The 12,244-nt window shown below is 39.0% G+C and carries 10 protein-coding genes; all 10 read left to right on the forward strand.

Features of this window, described 5'->3' with window-relative positions; genetic code table 11:
* The first annotated feature begins 38 nt into the window (after positions 1–38).
* The 10 genes from prsT to AV939_RS13790 all read left to right on the forward strand — a co-directional run bounded on the left by prsT (position 39) and on the right by AV939_RS13790 (position 12,230).
* Positions 39–2,786 carry an XrtA/PEP-CTERM system TPR-repeat protein PrsT gene (gene prsT, locus AV939_RS13745; RefSeq protein ID WP_057790509.1) on the forward strand — a complete coding sequence of 916 codons (2,748 nt, stop codon included), beginning with the start codon at positions 39–41 and terminating at the stop codon, positions 2,784–2,786.
* Between the two features lie 23 nt (positions 2,787–2,809).
* Positions 2,810–3,706, forward strand: coding sequence for a ThiF family adenylyltransferase (locus tag AV939_RS13750; RefSeq protein WP_057790507.1), 897 nt, complete (start codon positions 2,810–2,812; stop codon positions 3,704–3,706).
* A 2-nt stretch (positions 3,707–3,708) separates the two neighbouring features.
* Entirely contained in the window at positions 3,709–4,221 is a 513-nt protein-coding gene (locus AV939_RS13755; protein WP_057790506.1) for a serine O-acetyltransferase, read from the forward strand.
* Between the two features lie 6 nt (positions 4,222–4,227).
* Entirely contained in the window at positions 4,228–5,415 is a 1,188-nt protein-coding gene (locus tag AV939_RS13760) for a glycosyltransferase family 2 protein (protein WP_057790504.1), read from the forward strand.
* The gene (locus AV939_RS13765; RefSeq protein ID WP_057790502.1) at positions 5,412–6,575 is read left to right on the forward strand and encodes a hypothetical protein; all 1,164 of its coding nucleotides are present in this window, start codon (positions 5,412–5,414) and stop codon (positions 6,573–6,575) included. Before AV939_RS13760 ends, AV939_RS13765 begins: the two co-directional genes overlap by 4 nt.
* Before the next feature lie 269 nt (positions 6,576–6,844).
* Positions 6,845–7,561 (forward strand): polysaccharide deacetylase family protein, encoded by a 717-nt coding sequence (locus AV939_RS13770; RefSeq protein ID WP_231701217.1) that lies wholly within the window; start codon positions 6,845–6,847, stop codon positions 7,559–7,561.
* A 2-nt stretch (positions 7,562–7,563) separates the two neighbouring features.
* Entirely contained in the window at positions 7,564–8,607 is a 1,044-nt protein-coding gene (locus AV939_RS13775; RefSeq protein ID WP_057790498.1) for a glycosyltransferase, read from the forward strand.
* The gene (locus tag AV939_RS13780; protein ID WP_057790496.1) at positions 8,604–9,746 is read left to right on the forward strand and encodes a glycosyltransferase; all 1,143 of its coding nucleotides are present in this window, start codon (positions 8,604–8,606) and stop codon (positions 9,744–9,746) included. Before AV939_RS13775 ends, AV939_RS13780 begins: the two co-directional genes overlap by 4 nt.
* Positions 9,733–10,692 (forward strand): GT-D fold domain-containing protein, encoded by a 960-nt coding sequence (locus AV939_RS13785; protein WP_057790494.1) that lies wholly within the window; start codon positions 9,733–9,735, stop codon positions 10,690–10,692. Before AV939_RS13780 ends, AV939_RS13785 begins: the two co-directional genes overlap by 14 nt.
* 41 nt (positions 10,693–10,733) lie before the next feature.
* Complete coding sequence (locus AV939_RS13790) at positions 10,734–12,230, forward strand: oligosaccharide flippase family protein (RefSeq protein WP_057790492.1); 1,497 nt, start codon at positions 10,734–10,736, stop codon at positions 12,228–12,230.
* Positions 12,231–12,244: the final 14 nt, after the last annotated feature.

A 12,244-nucleotide genomic window follows, 5' to 3' on the forward strand; every position in this document is an offset into this window, starting at 1 on the left:
GCGTTAGTTTAGTGTAAAGAAATAATAAGGAAATTAATGTGGATACTTCAGTCAAATTAGCGGTTTTAACCTCCCTCCTACTTTTGAATCTTACAGCGTGCAGCCCTAAATCGACTAACGAAGTACTTCTTGATGCTGAGCAACTGAAACAAGAAGGAAAGTATCAAGAAGCGTCAATAGCCTTAAAAAACATAATTAAAGAAGAGCCAAATAACTTTACGGCAAGGGAGTCCCTAGGTTTAGTCTATTTAGAGCAAGGCCTTTATTCGGCGGCGAGAAAAGAGCTCGTTCGCGCTGATACCGCTTTATCGCCGAATGGCGTTGTATCCCTTGCAGAAACATATTTATGGCTTGAGTCATTCGACGAACTACAAAAGCTATCTATCCCAAACACTGACGAGAATACTGAAAGCTTTTTAGAATTAGCAATATATAAAGCGATTGCAACTTATAATAGTGGTGGAAAGTTCAGAGCGGCAGCGAGCTTTTCTCGTCTTACTGAAAGTGACTCGTTAAAAGTTTCCCAACTGGCAAAAGCTTACTTAGCCATTCAAAATAATAGAATTGGAGATGCAATTGATTACACCAATAAAAGTGTAGAAGCTCAACCAGACTTTATCGCAGCACTTCAGTTAAAGGCTATTTTAGAAGCCGTCGAAGGGAAGTGGAGCCTTGCTATTCAAACTTTAGAGGGCTTGCTTGAAAAAAGAGCTCATGACTACAAAATCAAGCTAAAATTAGCAGACGCATTAGTAAATAATAAAGAATACGATAAAGCTGAACCCTTTGTTAATCAGCTTTTGTCACTTTCGGCAAATCACCCTTATTTTAATCAATTGAAAGGAACGATTGAGTTTTCCAAAAATGACTTCGAGAGTGCGCTGATATACCTCGATACCGCAATAAAAAATGGCCGTTCAAATTCTGTCACACGACTTCTAGCTGCGCTAGCAAATTACTATGAAAATAATTTAGAACAGGCATACCAAAACTTAAAGGTAATAGTAGAAACCTTACCACCAGAGCATTTTTCTCATAAGCTTTATTCAATAGTTCAGGTTCAATTAGGCTATAGCAATGACAACGATGAGTCTCTAGAGGATATTGCGACTATTCCCGTTGGCGAAGCGCTCTACTTAGCAAAGTCTTCATCCTTACTTATTCAAGAAGGTGAAATTGCGCAAGCCAAAAGCCTGATAGAACAGATAAGCACAGATGATGTACAAGACGCCGAACTACTAAGAAGTATTGGCCTTTTAAAAATTCTAACTGCTGACACAGGAATTGAGGAGTTAGAGAAAAGTTTTAAGCAGGATCCCGATTCCGAGAAATCTTTTCTTGTACTGGCATTCGCCTACCTTAATGCAGAGCAATTTGATAAAGCTGAACAACTAGCAGTAAATTGGTTAAAGGCACACCCCGACACAGTATCGGCACTACATATTCAAGCGCAAGCGAGCTCACATACCAGTAACGCCAATAAGGTAGCTGGCATCTATAGTAAAATTCTTGGATTAGAGCCTGAACACGTTTCTGCAAACTTGTTTTTCGTTGAAAAAGACGTGAGAAATAACGACTTGGCTTCAGCTAAAGCTAAGATTGAATCATTAGTGAATTATCACCCCCTTGATATGGTTGTCCTTATTCGACACTTTCAGATTCAAAAAGAACTTGAATACTACAGTGTCGCAATAGAACCGTTCAAGAAAGCGTATAATTCATCGGATGATATAAAGTATGCATTACTTTACGCGGGGGCTCTAGCAGAACTAAATAAAACAGATGAACAGCTTTCTGTATTAAAAAACATTCATAGCAAGGCGGAAAACGAACCAAAATATTGGATGATGCTAGCTGATGCTTATTGGGAAAGAAAGGACTTCGTAAATGCCGCACAGGCGCTTGAAAAATGGCGAGGACTAGAGCAAAGCACTAAGGCCTTTTTAAAGTCTATCGAGTTGGCTGAAATCACAAGAGACTACAAAGGTGCTCTTGAACTTGTGGAAGAGGGAATTTCGCTATTCCCTGACCAAACACAACTTAAACTGATAAAGGCTCGCATTTTAATTTTAGATGGTGATATTGAACAAGCCACTACCGTTTTCGACTCACTCAGCCCTGCGATCAAAAGCTCAACTCTAGGGCTAACAGTTCAAAGCAAACTATTGATCGCGAAGCGAAAATACTCAGAAGCAGTTAATGCAATAGATAAAGTTTATCAAAATGTCAAAAGCCAAGAAGTCGCGTCTATCCTATACACTGCATTGTTTAGAGCCAATAAAGAAGCAGAAGCTCTAGCATTTACTGAAAAACATCTTTCGATAGCGCCAAGTCACAATAAAATTCGTTTATTGGCCGCCAATCAACAAATGTACTCTGCACCGAATAAATCGATTGCTCATTATAAGTACTTGGTGGAGAACGAAGCAGTACAAAGTCCATTGGTATTAAATAATTTAGCTTGGCTTTTGGGTGAAGCGCAAAAATATGATGACGCTTTAGTGTACGCGAACAGAGCTCAAGCTATACTTCCAGAGAATCCTTCGATAATGGCAACCCGTGGTAAAATTTTACTGCAACTAGACCGAATAGATGAATCGTTAGACCTACTCGAGAATGCGTTTAAAACTAGCGCAAACTCCCCCGATATTGGTATCGATTACGTTGTTGCACTTTTGAAAGCTAAAGATAAAAGTGAAGCCCAAAAGGTATTAACGCAATTAAAGCCAAAAACTCAAGAGCACGAGCGTAGGATTGACGAACTGAAGGTTCAGGCAAATCTTTAATAATTAATATAACGAGATATCTCATGTTCAATTATAACGAAGCGTTCTCGAGAAATATCGGCTGGGTAACGGAAGCTGAGCAAGAAAAAATTAAAAATACCAAAGTAGCTATTGGCGGATTGGGTGGCGTTGGAGGCGATCACGCCATTGTATGTGCTCGAATGGGCATTTCAAACTTCCATATTTCTGATTTAGATGAATATGATTACGCCAACTTTAATCGTCAGGCCGGTGCTTTTGTATCTACAATTGGTGAAGAAAAGTCAGTTGTGATGGAAAAAACGTTAAGAGACATCAACCCTGACGCGCAGATAAAGAATTTTGACAGAGGGATTTCGCTCGAAAACCTTGAAGCCTTTTTAGATGGCGTTGATGTATACATAGACAGTTTAGATATCTTCGCATTAGAAATTAGAAGGCAAGTCTTTCGCCGCTGCTATGAATTAGGTATACCTACTATTACTGCAGCCCCAATGGGGATGGGTACGGCTATGCTATGTTTCAAACCTGGCGGCATGTCGTTTGACGAATATTTTGCAATGGTTGACGCCCCCGACGGTGCTGACGATGCCACTAAAGAGCTATACTTCGAGGACAATATTGTTCGCTTTGTAATAGGCGTTTCACCTTCAGTACAGCAAAGACATTACCTCGTTCAAAATTCGTCAGTAAACTTCATGAAAAAGAAGGTACCCTCGACATGTATGGGTATTTCGTTAGCGGCGGGTGTATTGTGTACGAATGTATTGAAACTTCTATTAGATAGAGGTGAAGTTGTCTGTGCTCCTAAAGGCCTACACTTCGACGCATACCGAAATAACTTGATTAAGACATGGAGACCTTGGGGAAACAGAAATCCTTTGCAGAAGTATATGTTTAAGAAAGTGAAACAGATTTTAGAAGAAAGCAAAGACACATAATCATGCCATCTACATTGCAACTTATAAAATCTGACTTAAAAAGAAAACAGGAAATTTTTCATCAAGATGGCGCTGAAATTTCATTACTTAGAACGTGCCTTACTGATGGAACTAGTGCTAATATCCTTTTCCGCTTAGCCGGCAGGTGTGCGAAAACAAAAATTTTGGCACCTATCGCGTTGATAATTCAACACGTAAATAGGGTTTATAATGGCTGTGTTATCGGCGTAAATGCGGATTTCGGCGAAGGTTTTGTCATTATGCATCCTATCGGCGTAGTCATAAACTCTAAAGTAAAAGGTGGTATCAATATCACTGTAGAAAGCGGTGTTGTAATGGGTGATGAAAAAGGAAAATCTCCCACTCTTGGAAGCCATATATTTATTGGTGCTGGTGCTAAAGTTTTTGGCCCAATCACTGTGGGTGATAATGTAAAAGTAGGCGCTAATGCAGTGGTCGTAAAGGACGTAGAGTCGAACAAAACTGCACTTGGCATTCCCGCGAAATCAAAGTAAGCATAAATGAAGTATATCGAAATTTTATTCTGGGTTGTCTCTTTGGCTATTATCTATAGCTATGTTATCTATCCTTTCATATTAATATTGGTCAGCGCGTTGGTTCAATGCGTTAGGGACACCCGCTATACACTAATTAAGAAAGAACGTCGTTTAGATGCATCTGATGACTCTTCTGTCACTATCGTTATATCTGCATTCAACGAAGAATCATGTATTAAAGAACGCATTGAAAATTTACTCGCTTTAGATTATCCGGCAGAAAAGCTCAATATCTTCGTTGCGTCTGATGGAAGTACGGACAACACGAATTCCATATTGGCATCATTTGACGACCCTCGACTAAGTACTTTTTGCTTCGAGGAGAATCGAGGCAAAATTAATGTATTAAATGATTTGATGGAACGTGTTACTTCAGAAATAACTATTTTTTCAGATGCGAATACTGCCTTCGAAAAAGACGCAGTTACCCAGCTTGTCATGTCTATCAATCAGAAGGGAGTTGGCGCTGTGTGTGGTGAGTTAGCTCTCGTTGATGCACATTCTGGAGATAACAAAGACAACCTTTATTGGAAGTATGAACAAGTACTGAAATTCCATGAATCAAGGTTAGATGCTCTATTGGGAGCGAATGGCGGAATTTATGCCATCAAAACTGAATTTTATATACCACTGCCAAGCAACACGATTATCGATGATTTCTGTATTGTGATGAATGTGGCTCGCCAAAATCAATCTGTGGTTTATACGCCAGAAGCAAAAGCAATAGAAGAGATAGCCCCAAGCATGCAAGAAGAAGCCAATCGTCGCGTGCGCATTGGCGCAGGCAATTACCAAGCTTTTGCCAGGCTGACATGGTTACTCAACCCTAAATATAAGTGGCGCTGGTTTTCCTATATAAGTCATAAAGTTATTCGTTGGTTTGTACCACACTTCATGATCCTCTCTTTATCTACAAATTTCGTTTTGCTTTGGCATAGTAATTCGATTTACACTTACCTTTTTATCGCGCAAGTTGCATTCTATTGCCTGTGGCTAGTTGGAAGTCTTAAGCTATTAAAAAACATACCTATTGTTAGTGGTCTAGTATCATTAATAACGTTTTTTGTATCCATGAATATATCGCTCTTTCGCGGCTACATTAGATATTTAACAAGCAATTTATCTGCTACTTGGCAAAGGACATCTCGATGATTGCAGTTGTTGCAATAATTTTACTTACACTCTTTATAGCCGCTTTTATTTTCATTGTTAGAAAGAAAAAAATGCAAAGCTGGCTATGGAACTATACCAAGAGCCAATTTTCGACAGCGCCAGAACATTCTGGTACGAAGCATGTCATGTTTTGCTTCGTAGACCATTATGAACCTCAATGGCTTAACAAAGATAATATTGAATTAGAAAGAAAACGTGTAGATCGCTGGATGTCAGATTATCCATTAATGGCATCGAAGTTTACTGATTCAGATGGTTGCCATCCCAAACATAGTTTTTTCTACCCAGAAGAAGAATATAGAAAAGAACACCTAGACAAAATTTCAGACCTTTGTGCTAAAGGATTCGGCGAAATTGAAATTCATTTACACCATGAGAATGATACGAGTGATAATTTGAGAAAGACCCTGTCGGGATTTGCGCAATGCCTTCATGAAGAGCACAATGCATTGAGTATTGACCCCCAAACGGGAAAGCCTACCTATGCTTTTATTCATGGAAATTGGGTATTGGATAATTCACACCCTGAAGGTCATTGGTGTGGCGTGAACGATGAGTTAATTGTATTAAACGAAACTGGTTGTTATGCAGATTTCACATTCCCATCACCAGATACATCTCAGCCTGCCATGCTCAATACTATTTATTACGCTAAAGATGATCCTGAAAAACCAAAATCCTACGAAACTGGCAAGCCAATAGAAAAAGGTGGACGAGCATGGGGCGACCTACTTCTTATCCAAGGTATTTTAGGGCTGAATTGGAAGGTTAAGAAAAAAGGAATTTTCCCACAAATTGAAAATTCTGATGTCAGACATACTTTCCCCCCAACCCCAAACCGCGTCGATTTGTGGGTTGACCAAGGCATTCATGTTAAAGGGAAGCCTGAGTGGGTATTTATCAAAATTCACACTCATGGTGCGCAGGATGGGGATATGGATACGCTTTTAGGGAAACCTGTAGAAGCAATGCATCGCCACCTTAATGACAAGTACAACGATGGCGAAAACTACTTACTTCACTATGTTTCCGCTCGAGAAATGTACAATATAATCAAAGCTGCAGAAGCTGGCGAAGAAGGTAACCCCAACGCATATAGAGATTATATTTTACCCTCTCCATCATTTAAGCGGCTTTAAGTTTGACGATGTCTCGTATTAAGAAGAAATTCGGAAACTTGTTAGGGCTGGACAAGTATTTTTGGTCATCTAGACCAAATGGCTTATACAGTGTTAATTTCCATAGGATTGGAGATAGTGCAGATACGCAATTTGACCCTTGTGTTTATTCTTGTTCCACAAAAGAATTAGAACAGCACCTCACATTTTTTAAGAAACACTTTCGAATAATTAGTCTGAGCGCCCTTAGTGAATACCTTCGTACTAACGAGGCTATCAATGAAAGAGTGATGTGTATAACATTTGACGATGGTTATATTGATAATTACAGTAATGCACTCCCTATTCTTAAAAGCCATAATGTAACCGCTAGTTTCTTCATTGCAACGGGCCTAATAGGAAACACCGTCGTTCCTTGGTGGGATAAAGCTGCTTATTTAATTAAAACCTATAACCCAAAAGCAATCAAACTCTCTGGTTGGTCTGATAAGGTCATTAACCAGCATGATGGTGATCACTTTATCCGAGCGGTTTTAGCGTCAATCAAACACTGTAAAAGCGCCGCCGAAGAACAAATTAAAGAGTTAGAGGCATTCTTTAATCATTCGGGTTCATACCCAGAAGCAGAATTTATGGACTGGAGTCACTTACAAGTACTTATTGATAATGGTATGGAATTAGGTGCTCACTCCCATAATCACGATATTCTTACAAAGCTAACCACTGATGAGCTTTTTTACGAGCTTAGTCATTCAAAAGCGCTTTTAGAGTCGAACTTGCAATGCAAGATTTCGGCATTTTCATACCCTGTAGGAAATCGCTCAACGTATGATGACAATGTTGTGGATGGCCTTAAAAACAATGGTTATGAACTAGCTTTTAATTTTCAATCAGGCATCAACCAACTTCCTTCTTCTTCACCTTACGATTTACATCGATTCCCAATTGCGCCAGGAATGAGTGAAGCCGATTTGATGCAGATGTTTGGTTATGCCAGGAAGTTTTAAAAATGAGAATTATCCATTGCGTAAGTAGTCTGCAAGTGGGCGGTGCTGAAAAATGCGTGAAGAATTTAGTCACGAGACAAAAAGATAAAGGGCTGGATGTTTCTGTTTTGTCATTCGGAAATAAAGATGACGCATTCCAGCACAGCATCGAGACGAAAAACGTTGATGTGATTAATGTGAATGGGAATATCATCTTACGCCTTTTAAAACTGTTAATCGTTTTAATAAAATACTCATCAATACATATTCATTCACCTGCCGTTATTAAAGCCTTCGCCCCCATTTTTCCGATACTTCTCTTTAAAAATGTCATTTACACTATTCATGGTGAGGTCGAACCCCCCATAGGCTTTCTAAGGGGCTCGCACAAAATCGCATCTATATACCTCAATAAAATCTTTGCGGTTTCTGAGCCTATAAAGACTGGAATTTATAAACGCTATGGCTGGCACCCAAGTAACGTTGAGGTAATAAAAAACGGTGTAGAAGTTGCTGACGCTCCTCTTAGGGTAGGCCGCAATAACAAACTTAATCTGTGTACTGTTTCTCGCCTAGTTTCTCTGAAAAATATCGAACAACTTATCGAAAACTATGCGGATAAAAAGGTATATGATTTTAGTCACTTACATATATACGGGAATGGTCCCGAACTTGAAAAGTTAACCACACTTACAGAAAGGTTAGCAATGTCGCCATTTGTGACATTCCACGGCGCAGTATTGGACGAATATATAATTTACGATGATAAGGACGTTTTGTTAATTAACTCCACTACCGAAGGCCTTCCCATGTCCTTACTCGAGGCTATGGCTAGGGGAATACCCGCATTATCAACCAATGTGGGTGATATTGGTGCTGTCATTGATAGTGGAGAGAATGGATATGTATACGACAGAGATGATATGAACACCTGGTTTACACATTTGAAACACCTAAATGAAAACCGTAAAGCATTGAAAGAAATGGGTGAAAAGGCTTTCAGCTTTATTATTAATAACTACTCAATTGACAGTGTATCCGCGCTATATGAGACCTATTACTCATGAGCAAAAAAAAACCGCTACTTTTCTTCACTAATTTGCACCCTCTCCCCTGGCAAGAGACAAGAGCAACTTACAACTTAGAAGAAACTAAACATTTAAGCGAACACTACGACATAAAGAAGCTCATTCCAGTACCTTGGTTTACATGGCTAAAGCAAGTATTAGTTAAAGGTTATCGTGCTGATAAAGATACATGCTTATTTCCGTTTTTTTACGTTCCAAAGCTAATGACCTCACTGCATCCTCTCTTTCTAGGGATCTCCATGGTTATTTCTGTTAAGCCATTACTTTGGATGTTAAGTGCCAAACGAGTGATAGCCAGTTGGGCCTATGCCGAAGGTGTTTGCGCGGCATTCTTTAAAGGGATTGTGGGCAATAAGCTTATTATTGAAAGTTTAGGAAGTGACATTAATGCGCTAATGACGAAACCGCTTCATAAGCGTCAAATGAAATGGGCGTTTAAAAAAGCCTCCTTTGTAACGGGTAAAAGCCAAGCATTGGTCACGGCAATAAAGAGTCATATATCGCAAGTAAAGACTGAAGTTGTCTATAATGGAGTCGATTTTGACTCCTTTACTTTAAGAACATCGCCAGTATTCGAATCTGCTACAATCAACCTCGTTTTTATCGGCTCAGTTATAAAGACAAAAGGAATTTTTGAACTCATTGACGCCATCGCACTGTTGAAAGCCCAGAATATCTCTATTAACTTAGCCCTGGTGGGTGCAGGGGCACAGATGAATGAGCTCAAAGAAAAAATTAATCAACTTGGTATTGCTGACAGCGTTAATATAGTAGGTCCAATCCCACACGAAAGCTTAATGAGTTTTATACATAAATCAGATGCTTTGATCCTACCTAGTTATAGAGAAGGCGTACCGAATGTTGTTATGGAGTCTCTATCAACTGGAACGCCCGTGATCGTGACTAAGGTTGGTGGCATACCTGAGGTAGTAAAGGACAACGTAAACGGAATATTCATAGGCGCATTAAGTGCCCAAAGCGTTTCAGAGGCTATTCTACAAGCTAGGAATATCACATGGCAGCGCGAGACTATACGCGCGTCTATTTCCCATCTGACGTGGACCAATACTGCGCAGCATATCCAATCTCTATTAGAAAAGAATAATGACAGTATATAAATCTTTAGCTCTAGCTTCTTATGATGAATTTGAGTTTGCAGTAAATGAAGCCTTTGAAAAAAAACAACCCTTCAGCTTTGTTCGTCTTGGTGATGGAGAAGGCGCGTTATTAGATTTTGACGAAAAATGCTCAATCGAAGATATTGAATATTTGTCAGAACACGTAGGTAAAAAAGCGACAATTGAACAGCTTTCGGCATTAAAACATAACTTGTTAGCCGCCATCGACAATACGAATATAGTTGGTATCCGAAATGATGTGCTTGGTGTCTCATTTAATGAAAATTTACTACATCAGAACGATGAGCAACTTTTCTTAAATGAATTTAAACAAGCCTTTACCCTACGCGCTACTGAATTAGATATTTGCTATTCTGACGCCAGACGTATTGCCAAACTGTATAAAGCAATTAAACACAATGCTTATTCTCAGCAGAAGCTATGCACCCAATGGATCCCTTTTGACTACTTCCTTTCCGGCGCGCTTACTAACTTGCTCGAACGAGCTGGCGAAATTGGTGTAGTAACCGCCCGTCAAAATATTCCTGACAAGCTCAGAAAAGCGCTAAACATAAAAGTGGTTGAACATATCACGCCCGACAAGTCTGCTAGGCAGGTTGGCACTTTCATCCCGCATTATCCAAAGCACTTTAATAGAATAAAAAACGAAATAAACGTGAAATACCCAGGTATGCCCTATTTAGTTGCGGCGGGGTTGATTGGAAAAGGTTACTGTGCCGAAATACAAAGGCAAGGCGGTATTGCTTTGGATATCGGCGCACTAATTGACTGCTGGGATGGCCGATACAGCCGGCCCAAAGTTATAGAGTCAAAATTCAATGTTAAAAAGACCTTAATGGGCAAGAAAAAGTTACCCGAAGAGTTGAAAATGACAACTGAAAACGCTGAAAGGCTTCGTGAGTTATTCCGCAATACCAGAAACTAATTCACTTATAATTATATTTGAATCAATAGGTACTTAATACATTGAGTAAAAAACGTCTTCTCTCTTCCGGCTTCTTTTCATTTATTGAAAAAATAGTCGTCGTTGCCGCCATGCTAATACTAACCCCCAGTATTATTACTAGTATTGGCAGTGATGGTTATGGCCTTTGGTTATTAATACTATCTGTTCTGGCATTTTTCAATATTATTGAGCTTGGCTTCCCTGCTGCAGTACAACGATTTGTAACACTTTATCTCGAAAAAGATGATAAGGAATCGGCAAATAGATTTTTAACTGTTTCATTATTACTGTTTACTGCGTTAGGGCTAATATCGTCCAGTTTAGCGTTTCTAATGTTTAATACACCTGAGTTGCTTGGCCTTGATAACAGTATGAAATCTTTACTTATCAATGTGGCATTGGTGTTTGTTTTCAAAATCGTTATGGATTTTGCAATGAATCCTATAAATGCAATATATGCCGCCTATTTAAGAGTCGACATTGATGCCGTTCTGGCTATTTTTAACGTTTTTATTAAATCGTTACTGATTTATTATGTAGGCAGACACCAGGGGATTGCAGCAATGGCCATGTGTGCAGTTTCTACTGACGTCGTCATTAATATTATAAAAATTGCTATCGCTAGAAAGATATATCCGCATTGGCAATTTCACTTATCAGATATCAACCTTTTGACACTAAAAGAGCTATTTAACTTTTCGAAGTACATCATCATTATGTCTATCGCAAAAGTGATAAATCAACGCTCTGCCCCTATTATTATTAGCAACCTCATGACTGTAAAATCAGTTGCTATATTTGGTGTGGCACAGAATCTAATCAATCATGCAGATACGTTAACCCACTCTATCTTCAATGCCTTTTCGGCGTATTTCACTCAACTTGTCGCCAGAGGTAGTGAAATGACGGAATACATCGTTAGAACCGCCAAAATGGGCTTTTTAGTGAGTACACTTTTGGCAGTTAATATTCTATTGTTCAGTCAATCTTTTATTACCGTATGGCTTGGAGAGACTTTTGAGCAGGCTGCTACCGTTGTTTCTATAATGGCTTTTGCGCTTTTAACTAGCCCTTATGCAATGATCTTTAGAAAAATACTGATTGCTCAAGCTAACCACAAAAATCTCATGTACGTTTCTCTATTTGGCTCTGTCATTACCTTATTGTTAATTTTTATCTTAGGAAGCAAATATGGGATTATTGGCGTAGCTTTGACGTTTACTTTAGTCTCCTATTTAGTTCAGTTTTTTCTATTCCGTGTTGTGTTCAATCAATTCAATTCCGTGCCATTGTACCGAGTAGACATTTGCTTTTTGATTTCGCTAATCCTTTGCCTAGTAGCACTTTTAGCTTCTCACTTTTACCCCCTTTTCTGGATTGATAATTGGGGTTCTCTAGTTGTGTCAGGCATCTTATTTAATATTGTGTTTTTACCCTGTTTAGCTTATTTGACATTACCAAAAGAGTTTATAGTTCAAATTATTACGTTGCTTAAGAATAAGGTTCGTCGAGCTTAGTAAGCCTAAATGAG

Source organism: Alteromonas sp. Mac1 (genome assembly GCF_001562125.1).
Lineage (GTDB): Bacteria > Pseudomonadota > Gammaproteobacteria > Enterobacterales > Alteromonadaceae > Alteromonas > Alteromonas stellipolaris.

Excerpts from the sequence above, each read along its gene's own strand:
- AV939_RS13750 (WP_057790507.1), top strand. The coding sequence starts at position 2,810 with ATGTTCAATTATAACGAAGCGTTCTCGAGAAATATCGGCTGGGTAACG.
- AV939_RS13755 (WP_057790506.1), top strand. The coding sequence starts at position 3,709 with ATGCCATCTACATTGCAACTTATAAAATCTGACTTAAAAAGAAAACAG.
- AV939_RS13760 (WP_057790504.1), top strand. The coding sequence starts at position 4,228 with ATGAAGTATATCGAAATTTTATTCTGGGTTGTCTCTTTGGCTATTATC.
- AV939_RS13765 (WP_057790502.1), top strand. The coding sequence starts at position 5,412 with ATGATTGCAGTTGTTGCAATAATTTTACTTACACTCTTTATAGCCGCT.
- AV939_RS13770 (WP_231701217.1), top strand. The coding sequence starts at position 6,845 with ATGTGTATAACATTTGACGATGGTTATATTGATAATTACAGTAATGCA.
- AV939_RS13775 (WP_057790498.1), top strand. The coding sequence starts at position 7,564 with ATGAGAATTATCCATTGCGTAAGTAGTCTGCAAGTGGGCGGTGCTGAA.
- AV939_RS13780 (WP_057790496.1), top strand. The coding sequence starts at position 8,604 with ATGAGCAAAAAAAAACCGCTACTTTTCTTCACTAATTTGCACCCTCTC.
- AV939_RS13785 (WP_057790494.1), top strand. The coding sequence starts at position 9,733 with ATGACAGTATATAAATCTTTAGCTCTAGCTTCTTATGATGAATTTGAG.